This window comes from Planctomyces sp. SH-PL14, assembly GCF_001610835.1.
Classification (GTDB): Bacteria; Planctomycetota; Planctomycetia; order Planctomycetales; family Planctomycetaceae; genus Planctomyces_A.
The window spans coordinates 4402585-4417234 of sequence record NZ_CP011270.1 but is presented as its reverse complement, the minus strand read 5'-3'; the positions used below and the strand labels follow the sequence as shown (position 1 = coordinate 4417234).

General features: G+C 65.3%; 10 protein-coding genes. 5 read left to right on the top strand and 5 right to left on the bottom strand.

Features of this window, described 5'->3' with window-relative positions; genetic code table 11:
• Positions 1-27: 27 nt before the first annotated feature.
• The 3 genes from VT03_RS17110 to VT03_RS17100 form a co-directional block, all read right to left on the bottom strand.
• Positions 28-294 carry a hypothetical protein gene (locus VT03_RS17110; protein ID WP_156514562.1) on the bottom strand — a complete coding sequence of 89 codons (267 nt, stop codon included), beginning with the start codon at positions 292-294 and terminating at the stop codon, positions 28-30.
• A 597-nt stretch (positions 295-891) separates the two neighbouring features.
• Positions 892-1698 (bottom strand): BON domain-containing protein, encoded by an 807-nt coding sequence (locus VT03_RS17105; RefSeq protein WP_075094105.1) that lies wholly within the window; start codon positions 1696-1698, stop codon positions 892-894.
• Positions 1699-1834: 136 nt separating this feature from the next.
• A complete protein-coding gene (locus tag VT03_RS17100) occupies positions 1835-3535 on the bottom strand; it encodes a hypothetical protein (RefSeq protein ID WP_075094104.1) in 1701 nt (566 codons plus the stop codon).
• Positions 3536-3675: 140 nt separating this feature from the next.
• Here VT03_RS17100 and VT03_RS17095 point away from each other — a divergent pair, with 140 nt between their 5' ends.
• From VT03_RS17095 to VT03_RS17085, 3 genes are all read left to right on the top strand, one after another.
• On the top strand, positions 3676-4185 hold the full coding sequence (locus tag VT03_RS17095; RefSeq protein WP_197488980.1) for an HIRAN domain-containing protein: 510 nt from the start codon (positions 3676-3678) through the stop codon (positions 4183-4185).
• Positions 4186-4249: 64 nt separating this feature from the next.
• The gene (locus tag VT03_RS17090) at positions 4250-5086 is read left to right on the top strand and encodes a purine-nucleoside phosphorylase (RefSeq protein ID WP_075094102.1); all 837 of its coding nucleotides are present in this window, start codon (positions 4250-4252) and stop codon (positions 5084-5086) included.
• Between the two features lie 591 nt (positions 5087-5677).
• A complete protein-coding gene (locus VT03_RS17085; protein ID WP_075094101.1) occupies positions 5678-7093 on the top strand; it encodes a S41 family peptidase in 1416 nt (471 codons plus the stop codon).
• Between the two features lie 207 nt (positions 7094-7300).
• On the opposite strand, the gene VT03_RS17080 is transcribed toward VT03_RS17085, so the two are convergent.
• The gene (locus VT03_RS17080; protein ID WP_075094100.1) at positions 7301-8275 is read right to left on the bottom strand and encodes a Gfo/Idh/MocA family protein; all 975 of its coding nucleotides are present in this window, start codon (positions 8273-8275) and stop codon (positions 7301-7303) included.
• A 472-nt stretch (positions 8276-8747) separates the two neighbouring features.
• Between VT03_RS17080 and VT03_RS17075 the strand changes: the two genes are divergently transcribed.
• Together VT03_RS17075 and VT03_RS17070 are read left to right on the top strand one after the other, a co-directional pair.
• Positions 8748-9935, top strand: a complete 1188-nt coding sequence (locus tag VT03_RS17075; RefSeq protein WP_156514561.1) for a RidA family protein — start codon at positions 8748-8750, stop codon at positions 9933-9935.
• 105 nt (positions 9936-10040) lie between these two features.
• The gene (locus tag VT03_RS17070) at positions 10041-10499 is read left to right on the top strand and encodes a DoxX family protein (RefSeq protein ID WP_075094098.1); all 459 of its coding nucleotides are present in this window, start codon (positions 10041-10043) and stop codon (positions 10497-10499) included.
• Between the two features lie 346 nt (positions 10500-10845).
• Here the strand turns inward: VT03_RS17070 and VT03_RS17065 are convergent, their stop codons facing one another.
• Complete coding sequence (locus VT03_RS17065) at positions 10846-14298, bottom strand: PVC-type heme-binding CxxCH protein (RefSeq protein ID WP_075094097.1); 3453 nt, start codon at positions 14296-14298, stop codon at positions 10846-10848.
• Positions 14299-14650: the final 352 nt, after the last annotated feature.

The following is a 14650-nucleotide window of genomic DNA, read 5'->3' as shown; positions in this document are numbered from 1 at the left end:
ACTCGCGGGCACGAGATCGGCGATCGACTAGAAGTAGACGCCGAAGCCGCGGCCGTAGATGCCCGTCCGGGGAGGACCGTACCAGCCGGACCGCGGTCCAGCCCAGCCTCGATCCACGCTCCGGCCGTAGCGATATCCCTGATTGAATGCGCGGTTGTAGTTCCGCGCGGCTTTGTTCCAGTTTGCATTGGGCTTCACGCGGACGTTGACCCGCGGATGGGCGTCCGCCGTCGCCGCCAAGCCCCCCAGACAGACAATCGCGACCGCCATGGCGGTCAGGATGCGATTTCTCATGATTCTCTCCTTCATCAAAAACGGCGGGGCGGTTTCGGCTCAGAAACCGATCCAAACCGGCAGTGCCCCGGGGAGGAGAGAAAAAGCAGGCGACGTGCCAGACGGCCTAAACCGGGACGGTTCGTCGCCTCAAAAGGACTTATGTCGCTGAAGGGGTGGCGGAGTGACCACATAGCGGGCGAGGTGGCCGACGGGAGACCTCGCCGCCGTACGTCAGATCCCGAATAAACGACGTCCTTGCCGGCACGACTCCCATAGCTCAAACCCAACGTGCAACGGCAGCCGGGGTCAAGGGGGCCACGCCCCCTTGACCCCGGAGGCGCTTCCATGAGGAACCGTGGTCAGCAACGGATGACCACTTTGGGGAACCCGCGTCGAAGACTCAACGCTCGGACTGCGATCCCCGCGGGTTGGTGAGGGGGCATCCGGCACGTTTTCCGCGCTTGGACACTCGCTCCTTCAGACATCTCTCGACGGCCAGGCCTCCGGCGGGCAAAGGGGCGTTGCCCCTCTGCACTCCCCACCAGGGGGACCCTGGACCCGGTTCTTCGGTCAGCAATGTCGGAGGCGCGCTCGGCACCCATCACGACCCGCAATTCAGGGAGCGACTTCCAGCTCGTTCACGACCTTACGAACCCCCGGCTCGAGCCGGAGAATCGCCGCCGCCAACGACTTGGCATCCTGAGACTCGACACGGCCCGTCAGGGTCACGACCCCCGCGTCATCCAGCTTGAGGTTCACGTTGTCGATCGAGCCGAGCGACGGCTGTGCAGCGGTGAGCCGCACCGCCAGCGTGTTGCTGACAGCCGGGGTCGCCATCGGAGGGATGGCGAAGCCGAGCTTCAGCTGCGGCCGCACCCTTCGCGCGTTCTGCGCCTGATTGCCCTGGTTGAAATTCTGGTTGTTGTTGCCGTTCTGGCCCCCGCGGCCTCCCAGTCCGCCGAAGTTCGACCGGGACATCGACTGCTGCTGGCCCGCCTGCGTCTGCCCGACGAAGCGGCCCGAGTTGTCGCTGCGGCCGACAAAGCCTCCCTGGCCGATCTGGTTCCCGACCGAGCCGAACTCGTTGAACTGGGGCTGGTTCATCCCGCCGGCCCCGTTCTGTCCCGCTCCGCCCCGCCCGTTCGCCGAACCGAAGCTGCTGGTGTTGCTGCCGCCGGTCGCGCCTCGACCGCCGGTCGAGCCACCCATGGAGCTTCCCCCCATTCCGGACGTGCCGCCGCCGCCGCTTCCCGACGAACCACCGATCGTCGTGACGCCGCCGGACGAGCCGGAGCCGCCGCCACGCCCGCTGCTCCCGCTTCCGAAGAGGGAACTCTGCTGAGCCTGCGCGGCGTTGTCCCAGCCTGCCCCGAAGAACGAGACACCGAGCGCCAACACACCGAAAACGAGGGTCCGCTTCATGTCTGCGTCTCGCGCCGAAGTCACCGTTCCGACCTGATCCCGTCCGGGGATCCCAATTCCGGGGAGCCCGGGCGGGAATCGCCCCTTCCGGGCAACAAATCAGTCTACAGACCGCCGAACGAATCTCATCCGGAATTTACGGAACTTCGAGTCCGTCGATCTGCTGGGCCAGGGATCTTCCTACCCATCGGACAAAACCCTCATCCAACTGGATTCGCGTTCGTATCCCGGTGTCGGTGGGGCGAACCGTGAGCCGCGCCGCGTCGTCCTGTGCCGAGAACGACTCCTGCGCCATTTCCCGTTCCGCCGAATCCTCGTCCTCGTCCGGCGGAATCTGCAGCCAGGGGGCCATCCGGAAGACAACCTGAAAAGGGGCTGAAGGAGTCGTCGCCGTCGGCGGGCCGGAGGTCTGGACGAGGTCGATCGTCTGGGTCAGGGTCGTGAAGACCTCGGGGGTGCCGAAGCAGAACCAGAAGTTCCGCCCCCCGGCGCCGATCCATCCGCTCGGCTGACCGCCGTACATCCGCTTCTCGCCGTCGCTGACGCCGGGAGGGGTCAGGTGGTGGAAACTGATGTTGAGATGCGTGTCGGTGTCGAGCTCGATCCCCTTCACGTCGTGCCGCGTGCGGAGCTCGTCGAGGATCTCCCGGATCCCGACGGCCAGGGTCTCGGCCCCGGCGACCCGGGCGCCGCCGACGAGTCCGAACTTCCCCTTTTCGAGGGCGATCATCTGGATGCAGAGGTCGATGTGGCCGTCCTCGATTGAGGCCTGGACGACGTCGTGAATCTTCCTGAGTCCCGGATGAATGACGTCCGTGTACATGTTGTCGTTGAGCGCCTTGTTGAGCTCGACGGTCAGCCCCTCCATCCCCTCGGCGGCCGCCTTCTTCTCCCGCTTGTCCATCGACCAGGAGCCCGCGATCGTCAGGGGGTGGGCGTCGTTCAGCATGGCGTGGAACGTCGTCGGCTTCCCGGCAACCTCCTTGAGGTACTTGCCGAAGCCGCTCCCCGGGACGGCGTCGATCTGCCATTCCAGGACCGCCGACTTGTTCTCCTTGGAGGCGTCCCAGCCCAGGAGGAACTGGTCCCCCTGGTCGAGAACGTTTGTCAGAAACTCCAGCAGGCTCGTTCCGTTCGCCTTGCGCATCTTGTAGATGGAGTCGGGCTCCTCGTCCCGCTGCTGCATCTCGGCGGCGAAGGTGGTCCGCAGCATCCCGACCACGACGTCGCGGATCGTGGAGGGGATCTCGCGAATGCGGAGGTTGACCGAGAAGTCGTACCGGGCGGCCAGGGGGGCCACGAGGGGGATCGGGTTGGCGATCTCCTGATCCTCGAAGAAGTCCTTCTCGTTCGTCAGGAAGGCGAACCCGTCCTGGACCATGATGCTGCCGGAGCGGCGGGGCCCCTTGAGCTCATACCGATCGGTCCGGCCTTCGACGGGAGTCATCTTCATCGGCCCCAAGCCGACGGTCTTGATGAGGTCCTCGACATCGGTCACGGGGACGAAGGCGACCGGGACCGGCCGCGGCGGAAGTCCGGGGGCCAGGAAGAGCAGGATGCCGAACGGCTTGTTCCGGTCGATCCCCTTCAGGTCGTTGACGTTCCCGAGCTGCCCGGCGATGAAGTCGGTCAGTTCCGGCCGTCCGGCGGTCTCGAAGGTCCAGTCGATGTCGACCAGGAACCGTTCGATGCTGGCGCACGTCACGATCGCAACCGGGTTGACGGGGGGGAGCTTCGTCGCGGGCTCGTCCGCCTGCTGGCCGTAAGCCACAGGACAAACGAGCAGCGGGCTCACAAGCCCCAGAACCAGGACCACCACAAGAGACCAGCGCCGCATTCCCAACCTCCCCGAATCGAACGCTGCTACCATACCAAACTGTTCGATCACGATACCTGAATCGAGCGGACCTGGATTCAGAAATCCGGGATTCACCGAGCCTTCAGGGGGTCCGTTTGTCCGGCGTTCCGGAGGTCGGCGTGACCATTTTCACCTTCCTGCGGCAGCTCCTCCGTCTCCCGGGTCACTCGACGTCGCGACGCCGGTTTCTCGCGGGGCTCACGGTCTCGCCGTTGACCCTCCTGCCGGGTCGGACCAGGCGGCCCGCCTCGGCGTTCCGTCTCGCGGATTTTGCCGTGGCCGGGTTCCGATATCACGATGGACCCAGAGTGCTGGCGCGACTCCGGCCGGGAGACCGGCTCCGGCTTGTTCCCGAACCGCTCAACGCTCACGACGAGAACGCGGTTCGAATCGAGTTTGAAGGGTGTCTGCTCGGATACGTTCCCCGCGGTCAGAACCGGACGCTCTCGTCTCTTCTCAGGCAAGGCTGTCCGGCGGCCTGCACGGTCTGCCGCATCGACGGGAACGCGGATCCGTGGGAGGCCTTGTCCGTGGTCGTGGACATCGCCCCCTCGGCGCCGCTCGACGACTGGGGAGGTATCGAAGCCGAGGCGGATGAATTCGGTGCGAGTCCTCGCCCGGCCGTTTGACCGCAGGGGCTCGCGTTTCCACAATCGCCCCTCGCCTCGGCGGTTCGTCCCTCGGAACGGTTCCATGCTCCATCTGTTCGACAAGATTCAGGAAACGTGCGCCTTCCTCCGCAGTCGGTGGGGAAAAACGCCGCACGCGGGTATCATTCTCGGTACGGGGCTCGGTCCCCTGGTCGAACGGATCCAGGTCGATACGGTCATCGATTACGCCGAGATCCCGAACTTCCTGAAACCGACCGCCACCAGCCACAAAGGGCGACTCTACTGCGGGGAACTGACCGGCTTGCCGGTCCTGGCCATGGAAGGCCGCTTTCATGCTTACGAGGGCTATTCCCTGCAGGACATCACGCTTCCGGTGCGGATTTTCCGCGCCCTGGGGGCGGAGCTGATGATCGTGACCAACGCCGTGGGGGGGATGAATCCCAACTATGCCTGCGGCGACATCATGGTCATTGACGACCATATCAACCTGATGGGGATGAACCCTCTCATCGGGATCAACGACGACCGCCTGGGACCCCGTTTCCCGGACATGAGCGCGCCGTTTGACCGGGAGCTTGGCGACGCCGCCCTGGAAATCGCCCGGAAGGAGAATTTCCCCTGCCATCGCGGGGTGCTGGTGGCCGTGGCCGGGCCGAATCTCGAGACGCGGGCCGAATACCGGTTCCTCCGCCAGATCGGGGCGGACGTGGTCGGTATGTCGACCGTTCCCGAGGTGATCGTGGCGGTTCATGCCGGCCTGCGGACGCTGGGCTTGTCGGTCGTGACTGACATGTGCCTGCCGGACAATCTCCATGCGGCCAACGTGGCGGAGATCATTGCCATTGCGAACGCCGCGGAGCCGAAGCTGACGTCGCTGGTCACGGGGGTTCTGGCTCACGAGGCGAAGCGGAAAAAGTAAGGCGAGGGGCAAGATCGCGTCCTTGCCGGCACGGCTTCCATAGCTCAAACCCGACGTGCGACGGCAGCTGGGGTCAAGGGGGTCTCACCCCCTTGCCGCCGGAGGCATTTTCGTAGCGGAACCGTGGGACACAATGGATGTCCCCTTTGTAGAAGCTGCGTTGAGGACTCCCTCCACATACACCGCTCGCGTTGCAATCCCCGCGGGTTGGTGAGGGGGCATCCGGCACGTTTTCCGCGATTGGACATGTGCTCCTTCAGAGAGGCCCCTACGAGACGGGCCTCCGGCGGGCAAAGGGGCGTTGCCCCTCTGCACTCCCCACCAGGGTGCCCCTGGACCCGGTGGACGAGCAGCGATCGCTTCACGGACCGTTCGTTTCACCGAAAGCCCGAACACCGCCCCCGCCCGAACGGACTCTGTCACCTCAATCCCATCGTGCGACGGAACCCGGTCCAGCGGGACGCTGGGAATTCTTCCTTCCCTCACTTTCCCGGTCACGACTAGAATCGAACGGTTCGCCCGTGCGGAAGCCACGGGCGCGATCCAGGACAACGCGGCCCACCAAGGCCGACGGGAATGTGGAGTCTGTGCATGCGCGGTTTGCTTCGCCCCTGGTGCGTTGGCGCGGTTCTCGGGCTGTTCGTCGCCGGTTCGCTGAATCTCCTCACGGCGGAAGACACGCCCTCGTCCCCGGCCAAGGACTCCAAAGAGGTCGCCGCCAAGGAAGAGGGGAACACCACTCCCCCCAAGCTCTCCAAGGAAGACGAGTACTACGAGCTGATGCGGATCTTCGCCGACTCCTTCGAGGAGATCGACCGCAACTACGTCACCGGCGTCGACCGCCGGAAGCTTGTGGAAGCGGCGGTCCGCGGGATGCTGACCGAGCTCAAGGACCCATACTCCAACTACATCAACCCCGAAGAGGTCACGGAGTTCAGCGAGGCGGTCGACCAGGAGTTTGGCGGCGTCGGGATCCAGGTCCGCTTCGATGACGCCGCCCGTGAAATCGTCGTCACCACCCCGCTCCCGGGAAGCCCGGCATACAAGGCGGGAATCCAGTCGGGTGACCGGGTCGTCGAGATTGAAGGGAAGCCGGTCGCGGACTTCGGAGCCGGCAAGGAGATGCAGACCGCGATCAAGATGCTCAAGGGTGAGCCCGGCGTCACGGTCAGCTTCGGCTACAAGCGCGGCACGAGCGACGACGTCAAGAAGGTCTCGATGAAGCGGGAGATCATCCAGCTCGACACGGTGCTGGGGGACAACCACAACGCCGACGGGACCTGGGACTACATGGTCGATGCCGACAAGAAGATCGCCTACCTGCGGCTGACGCACTTCACCAGCCGCAGCGCAACCGAGATGCGAGACGCCCTCAAAAAGCTCAAGGGCGAAGGAATGAAGGGGCTGATTCTGGACCTGCGGTTCAACCCCGGTGGTTACCTGCAGTCGGCGATTCAGATCTCGGACCTGTTCATCGACGATGGAAAGATCGTCAGCACCGAAGGGCGGAACAGCCCGGAACGGGTCTGGACCGCCAAGAAGTTCGGGACCTACAGCGGCTTCCCGATGGTGGTCCTGGTGAACCGGTTCAGTGCTTCAGCAAGCGAGATCGTGAGCGCGTGCCTGCAGGACCACAACCGGGCGGTCGTCATCGGCGAGCGGTCGTGGGGCAAGGGGAGCGTGCAGAACGTGATGGATGTCGAGGACGGCAAGAGCAAGCTCAAGCTGACGATCGCGACGTACCATCGGCCGAGCGGCAAGAACATCCACCGTTCTCCCGGCGACGACGAGAAGGCGGAGTGGGGGGTCAAGCCGAACGACGGCTATGAGGTGAAGTTCAACAACGAGCAGCTGATCCAGTACCAGATCTCCCGCCAGAAGCGGGACGCCCGCGCGGAGGGCTTCGAGAAGATCGAGTTCGACGACACCCAGCTCGACAAGGCGATCGAATATCTCCGCGAGGAGATTGCGAAGGCTCCGGCGGAGCCCGAGAAGAAGGCGGCCTGATCGCCGACATCACCGCGGAAACGCAGAAAGCCCGGCTTCATCGCCGGGCTTTCTTTTTGTCTCAAAGCCGTTCAACAGCTTCCCGGCGCTGGATGGAGCCACAGATGAACACAGATCGACACAGATAAAGGCAGAAACGCGATCCTCGTGAGGATCGAAGTCTGATCTGTGTTCATCCGTGTTGATCTGTGGCTCAATTCTCTGTCTCTATTTCGGCTGCATCTTGGCCGTTTCGAGGATCCACTCGAGCGCCCGCATGTTGGCGACGCCGTCCTCTCCGGGGCCGACGAGCTTGCCCGCTTCGATCGAGCGACAGAAGTCGTCGATCTCCTCACCGAACTCGTTGGCCGGCGGGATGTCGATCGAGTCGAGCTTGCCAGCCCACTCGGTCGCGGTCGTGTAGAGGAGCGGGGTGCCGGCGGGAGGGAGGAAGGCTTCTTCGAGGACGATCCGTCCCTTGGTCCCGACGAGCTCGGCGCGGCAGCGGTAGGGGGTCTCGAAGCTGCAGTCGATGTTGGCCAGGACGTCGCCGGGGAAGGCGAGGGCGATCTGCATCGTCATATCGACCCCGGTCGGCCACCAGTGGGCGCGGGCGTAGACGTGGGTCGGCTCGGCGCCGGTGAAGTGGCGGGCGCAGTTCACGCCGTAGCAGCCAACGTCCCACATCGCTCCGCCGCCGCGTTCGGGTTTCAGCCGCCAGTCGGTGCGGTCGATGTCGAAGCTGAAGCTGGCGTTGATGAGCCGCAGTTCGCCGATGTCGCCGTTCTCGACCATCTTCTTGGCGAGCTTCGTCCGCGGGTGGTGCCGCCACATGAAGGCTTCCTGGAGGATGACTCCGGCGCGGAGACAAGCCGTGGCCATCTCGTCCGCTTCGGCGACCGTCAGGGCGAGGGGTTTTTCGCAGAGGACGTGTTTGCCGGCCTTGGCGGCGGCGATGGTCCATTGTTTGTGCTGGTCGCCCGTGCAGGGGACGTAGACCGCCTGGATCTCGGGGTCGGCGAGGAGGGCTTCGTAGGAGTCGTAGGCTTTGGGGATGCCGTTCTTGTCGGCGGTTTCGCGAGCGACGCCGGGTCGTTCGCTGGCGATGGCGTGGAGGGTGGCCTTCTTGCAGGCTTGGATTCCGGGGAGAAGTCCTCGTCCGACGATCCGTCCGCATCCGAGGCTGCCAAATCGAATCGTCATGTTGATCTCCGTTGAGCGCCGGTGTGGTGTTGAGACCCGCATGATACGGAGGCGACATGCGATTGGGCATGGAACAACGTCTTTGCCGGAAGAGCGTTGTTAGCTCAAACCCAACGTGCTACGGCAGCTGGGGTCAAGGGGGTCTCACCCCCTTGCCGCCGGAGGCACTCCTGTGAGGAACCGTGGGACAGAACGGATGTCCGCTTTGTGGAACCGGCGTCGGGAACTCACCGCTCGCTCTAGAATCTCCGCGGGTTGGTAAGGGGGCATACGGCACGATGTCCGCGTTTGGACACGACCTCCTTCAGACATCTCTCGACGGCCAGGCCTCCGGCGGGCAAGGGGCATTCTGCCCCCTGCACCCCCTGACCAGGGTGCCCCTGGACCCGGTGCTTCAACACTTGGTCCGCGAGCGCCCGACCGCTACGGTGTCGGGCGCTCGCCGCCGTTTCGAAATCCCCGGGATGTGTCGATGATGCGCTGTCTGTGCCTGGCAATGATGACGTGGCTCCTCTTGAACCGAAGCCTCGCCGCTGACGAAGGATCCCCCCTTCGAAAAGCCCTCTCACCCAACGCCGCCGTCGGAGCCTCCGGGGCCGTCCTCGTCCAGGGCTTCGATCTCGTCCAGACCGACCAGGTCCTGCCGCGGACACCATCCGGAACATCCGTCGCCGACCAGGCTCGCGACGTCTGCACCCAGATCGACGCCCTGCTCAAGGGACTCGGCTCCAGCCTCCGGCAGGCCGTCCGGATCCACGTCTATGTGGCGGACGACCAGCACGCCGCCGCGGTGCGGAGTGTCCTTGCCGAGCGCGTCGATCCCGATTCACCCCCCGCGGTGAGCTGGGTCATGACCTCGCTTCCGAACCGCGAGGCAGTCGCGATGGACATCATCGCCGCGGCTCCCGCCAAGGCGGATCGGGCCAAGGTCGCAACGGTCGATGGAGTCCGCTACTCGGTCCTGCCGGCGAAGGCCACCTCCCGCTCCTACGTCTCGGGACAGGCCGAGAAAGCCCTGACGGCCGCCGAGGGAACGCGGCAGACCATGGCCAGCCTCGTGAAGACGCTGCAGTTCCTCGAACTGCAGACGGCGGACGTGGTCCAGGTGAAAGCCTTCGTGATGCCGATGTCGGATGCCGACGCGGTGGTGAAGGAGATCGCGGCGGTCTTCAGCCCCGAGGCCTGTCCCCCCGTTTCCCTTGTGGAGTGGGAGTCGGCGGCGTATCCGGTCGAGATCGAACTCGTCGCCGCTTCGACCGCGCCCGTCCCATCGGACCGTCCGGCACTTGAGTTCCTCACCCCGCCGGGGATGACGACGCCGACCGTCTACTGCCGCGTCGCCCGGGTCCAGCATCCCGCCACGATCTTCCTCTCCGGCCTCTACGGAACCCAGGAGGATCCAAACGGCGAAGCGGAACTCCGCGAGCTCTTCGACAAGACCAGGAGCCTCGCCGAAGCCGGAGTAAGCGATCTGCGGCACTTGGTGAAGGCGACGTACTACGTCAGCGCCCCCGGAAGCAGCCAGCAGCACAATCGGCTCCGTCCTGAGTACTACGATCCGGCGCGTCCGCCAGCGGCCTCGAAAGCTCAGGTCAAAGGGGTGGGACAACCGGGGCGGACGATCACGTGGGACATGATCGCGATTCCGAAGTCTCCCTAAGCCGGCCCGCACGGGGACTTTCAGGATTCAGCTTCCTCACGGAGAAAGTGGAGCGATAATTGCAGAGAGGAGCCCGGCACACCTGACCCCTGATGGAGTTGAGTCATGTCCGTCCCCATGGCTTCCTCGCCGCCAGCCAATGGCGGGTTGCGAACCACGTTCTGGGTTCTTCAGATTCTGCTCGCGGTCGTCTTCGGAGCCTCGGGGATTTTGAAGCTCTCGGCCCCCATTGAGGAACTGGGGAAGATGCTTCCCTGGGTTCATGATGCGCCGGAGCTGATGGTGCGGTTCATCGGGATCGCGGAGCTGATTGGAGCGGTGGGGCTGATCCTTCCCGCTGCAACGCGGATCTCGCCGATCCTGACGCCGTTTGCTTCGCTGAGCCTGACGGTGGTGATGACGCTGGCGGTGCTGTTCCATCTCACCCGGAAGGAGTTCAGCGCCGTGCCGCTTCCTCTGGTGCTGGGAGTCCTTTCCGGACTGGTGACGTGGGGGCGGCTGCAGCCGGCTAAGATCCACTCTCGTCGCCGGGAGCGGCGGGAAGCGATGCTTCACAACTCGTGATGGCTCCTTTGTCGCGCCACCCATCCGGGTCCAGGGGCACCCTGGTGGGGGATGCAAGGGGGCAACGCCTCCTTGCCCGCCGGAGGCCTGGCCGTCGAGAGATGTCTGCAGGAGCGAGTGTCCAAACGCGGAAAACGTGCCGGATGCCCCCCTCAACAACCCGCGGGGGATTGCAAAGCGAGCGGCGGAGTCCTCAACGCCGGTTCCACAAAAGGCACGCCCGTTGTGTACCACGGTTCCTCATGGAAGCGCCTCCGGCGGCAAGGGGTTGCCCCCTTGACCCCGGCTGCCGTCGCACGTTGGGTTTGAGGTGGCATCGCTGCGCCGGCAAGGGCGCGGTTCGGGCCTACTTGCCGCCAACAAGCTTCACGAGCGCTCCACCTTGCTCCGGAGTCTGAATCCGAACGTTCAGCGGACCATCTCCCGCCACGTCGCGATTGATCGCCAGCGTAATCCGGTGCTTCCCAACCGGAAGGTCGAGCAGAGCATCACTCGCCGGATCGAACGGCTTATCGTTCAGCCACCCCGCCACCCCCTTGGCCGGAGAAACAACGATCCGCCCCTTCCCAGCCTGCACGACTTCCATCTCCGTCCGCACATAGCTCGCCCCCCGCTCACCGGGCTTCAGGGCATAAGTCGCCCGGAGGGTCGGCAGCTCACCCAGCGGCAAAGCTCCCCCGACCGTGCTGTAGACGGGAGCAAACTGGAAGGCCGGATCATCCGTCGCGGCCGTCGCGTAACTGGTCCGACGAATCGCGTTAGCGGCCGGCTCGCTCGCCTGCAGGGCCAGCCAGCGGCGGACGACAAGCTCCGGCTTGATCGTGAAGTCCGGCTGTTTGCCAAGCGCCGCGAGGAACGCCACAAGGTCGGCGAGTTCGGACTCCGTCAGCCGGTCGGCCAAGCCCACCGGCATGATTGAAGCCCCCGCCTTCTGCTCGTCGATCTGGCTCTTCGGGATCGAGATCTCCCGGTCGTCGGCGTCCCGGATGATGAGGTCCGTATCGGACTCGCGGAGCTTCACTCCCGAGAGCACTTTCCCCTCGTCGGTCACGACCACGACCGTCGTGAACCCTTCCTTGACGTTCTTGTTCGGGTCGAGAAGCGAGTTGATGACGTAGTCGAGCTGCGCGGTCGCCCCGAGGCTCACGAGGTTCGGGCCGACCTGTCCGCCGGCATCGCCGACGGCGTGGCACTTGAAGCAGTTCAGCTCGGCCCGGCGGAAGATCGCCTCGCCGCGGGCCGCGTTGCCGTGCGCCTGGACGAACTCGATCTCCTTCGTCATCTGCTCCGGCGTCAGGACGCGCGGGCCGGTGGCGATGTTGGCCGCCGTCGCGAGGGCCTTGGTGAGGGCTTCATGCGCCTGTCCGCTGGCACCGATCGCCCGCTGGCCGATGACTGCCGCGTCCGCCTTGATCTTCTGGTCCTTGAGGGCCGCCGCCAGCAGGCCCGCGCCGTCCTTCCGCTGCAGGAACGCGGCAAACAGGGCCGCCAGATCCGCATCCTGCGTCCCGCCGCTCGTGCGGGCGCCGTCCTGGAGGTACGTCACGAAGGCCTTGGCGGCCTCCTCCGGCCGATGCTTCAGGAGTCCGGTGATCGCCGGACGGAACGTCTTCGCGTCACCGCTGAGCTTCTCGAGCAGCGCGACGGCGTCCTTCCCGCCAAAGTCCGCGATTCCCAGAATCGCGGCGTCGACGACCGCCGGGTCTTTGTCTTCGATCAGCCCTCGCAGCGCCTCCCACTGGGATTCAACGTGCCATGCTCCGACGCCGCGGGCCGCCTGGGTCCGCAGCGCCGCGTTCTCCGACTTCAGCAGCGGCGCGATCGCCGCCAGGTCGCCGGCCGGGCTCACGTTCCGCTTGGCATGCGCGGTCAGCAGCGAGGCGAGCAGCCCCGGGTCCTGATTCGCGATCGCCAGATCGAAGACCGACTTCAGATCTTCGCCGCGGCCGAACTCTCCGATGACATCGAGGACCTGCGGGCGGTCGGCGTCCTGGACTTGCTTGTTCTGAAGCATCTTGACGAGGGCCGGGACCGCTTCGGGCGAGCCGGCCGACTTGAGGACGAAGGCGAGGTGCCGGGCGTTGTTCCCGAACGTGATCTCACCTTTCGTCAGCGCCGGCTGCCAGACCGGTTGGAGCTCACGCGACGTGAGCCACAGCGAGTAGTCGAGCCACTCGTCCATTTCCTTATCGAGCGCCAGGGCGGCGATCTCGATCGCCCGCGGGTCCTGCACGCGGCCGAGGACCCGGACCGCTTCCAGCCGGACCTGCGGATGGGCATCCGTCACCTGCTTCTGCAGGAGCGCGAGGGCGTCCGGAAGCCGATTGAGCCACTGTCCGACGACCCGCGTCGCCGCGGCGCGGACGTGGTGGTCCGAGCACCGCAGCAGCCAGCCCAGCAGTTCCGGTTCGACGACGTCGAGGCCAACGTACATCCACAGGGCTTCGAGCCGCGCTCGGTGATAGCCGGGGGCGGTGTTGTCCATGCTCTGCGACCAGGTCCGCAGCGCCGCGACGATCTCGTCCTGCTTCCCTTCGAGACTCGCCCGCTCCCGCAGGACCCGCTTGGCCTGCTGCCGGACGAAGCCTTCGGGAGACTTCAGCTGTTCGAGGAGTTGTTCGGTCGTGGTTCCGACGAGCTTCGTCGGCGCGACGGCCGGTTTTCCCTTGTAGCTGACGCGCCAGATCCGGCCGTGGACCTTGTCCCGCCGCGGATCGCGGAAGTCGACTTCCCCGTGCTGGATGATCGGGTTGTACCAGTCGGCGATGTAGATCGCGCCGTCCGGTCCCTGCTTCACGTCGATCGGCCGGAAGGCGACATGGTCCGACTTGATGACTTCCTGCTGCTCCTGCGAGAGGTAGCCCGAGCCCTGTTCCTTCAGCACGTACCGGCAGACCCGGTGGCCGCGGAAGTCGTTTGTGATCAGGCTCCCCTGCCAGTCGTCCGGCAGGTGGGCGCCGGAAACGATCTCCAGGCCGCAGTCCTTGGGGCTTCCGGGATTGAGTCCCCGCAGGATTCGCGGGGCACCGTAGGCGGTGGTGTAGGACGCGCCGGGGACGACGTAGTTGATCCCTTCGCCGCCGGCTCCGTCGGTGGCGAACGTCGCTCCCCACTGGTCCCAGGCGGTTCCCCAGGTGTTGACCAGGCCGCGGAGGATGATGTCGAGCTCGAGGTTTTCGGGCCGCATCTGCCAGATGCCGCCGGCGTTGAGCCGTTTGACGCCCCACGGCGTTTCGATGTGGCTGTGGATGTAGATCGACTGGCTGAAGTACAGGAGCTGTTCCGGGCCCCAGCGGAAGGTGTGGATGATGTGGTGGGTGTCTTCGGTGCCGAAGCCGGAGAGAACGACGCGGCGGTGGTCGGCCTTGCCGTCGCCGTCGGTGTCCTTGAGGAACAGCAGTTCCGTGCTGGCGCCGACGTAGGCTCCGCCGTCGCCGGGGGCGATGCCGGTCGGGATCAGGAGGCCGTCAGCGAAGACGGAGGTCGAGTCGGCGACGCCGTCGTGGTTCTTGTCTTCGACGATCAGGACCTTGTCGTTGGCGACCTGTCCCGGTTCGATCTGGGGGTAGACCTCGCTGGAGACGATCCAGAGCCGCCCTTGCGGGTCGAAGTTCATCTGGATCGGTTTGGCGATCTGGGGGTCGGCGGCGAAGAGGTTGACCTCGAAACCTTCGGGGAGGACGAAGGTCTTTCGTTCCAGTTCCGGATCGGGGAGGGGGATGTCTTTGAGGTCCCGCTGGGCGTAGAGCGGCGTGGTGCTGAGGAGCAGGCCGAGGGTGGCGGCGATCAGTGGACGCATGGAGGGCTCGTGTCCAGGTCGGGAATCTGGGAGGAACCCGATACTATGGACGGGGAGCGTCGAGTTCGGAAGTGACCAGCGTCCCGCTGTACTGGGTGGCCGTCGCACGATGGGTTTGAGGTGGCAGAGTCCGTTCAGGCGGGGGCGGTGTTCGAGCTTTCGGTGAAAGCTGGAACATCGCGCTATGCCGACCGGGTCCAGGGGGTACCCCTGGTGGGGAGTGCAGAGGGGCAACGCCCCTTTGCCCGCCGGAGGCCCGTCTCGTCTCGACCAATCTGAAGGAGCGAGTGTCCAATCGCGGAAAACGTGCCGGATGCCCCCCTCACCAACCCGCGAGGAGTGCAAAGCGAGC

Bases quoted from the DNA above. Each gene is read 5' to 3' on its own strand.
- VT03_RS17110 (WP_156514562.1), bottom strand. From the start codon at position 294: ATGAGAAATCGCATCCTGACCGCCATGGCGGTCGCGATTGTCTGTCTG.
- VT03_RS17105 (WP_075094105.1), bottom strand. From the start codon at position 1,698: ATGAAGCGGACCCTCGTTTTCGGTGTGTTGGCGCTCGGTGTCTCGTTC.
- VT03_RS17100 (WP_075094104.1), bottom strand. From the start codon at position 3,535: ATGCGGCGCTGGTCTCTTGTGGTGGTCCTGGTTCTGGGGCTTGTGAGC.
- VT03_RS17090 (WP_075094102.1), top strand. From the start codon at position 4,250: ATGCTCCATCTGTTCGACAAGATTCAGGAAACGTGCGCCTTCCTCCGC.
- VT03_RS17085 (WP_075094101.1), top strand. From the start codon at position 5,678: ATGCGCGGTTTGCTTCGCCCCTGGTGCGTTGGCGCGGTTCTCGGGCTG.
- VT03_RS17080 (WP_075094100.1), bottom strand. From the start codon at position 8,275: ATGACGATTCGATTTGGCAGCCTCGGATGCGGACGGATCGTCGGACGA.
- VT03_RS17075 (WP_156514561.1), top strand. From the start codon at position 8,748: ATGATGCGCTGTCTGTGCCTGGCAATGATGACGTGGCTCCTCTTGAAC.
- VT03_RS17070 (WP_075094098.1), top strand. From the start codon at position 10,041: ATGTCCGTCCCCATGGCTTCCTCGCCGCCAGCCAATGGCGGGTTGCGA.
- VT03_RS17065 (WP_075094097.1), bottom strand. From the start codon at position 14,298: ATGCGTCCACTGATCGCCGCCACCCTCGGCCTGCTCCTCAGCACCACG.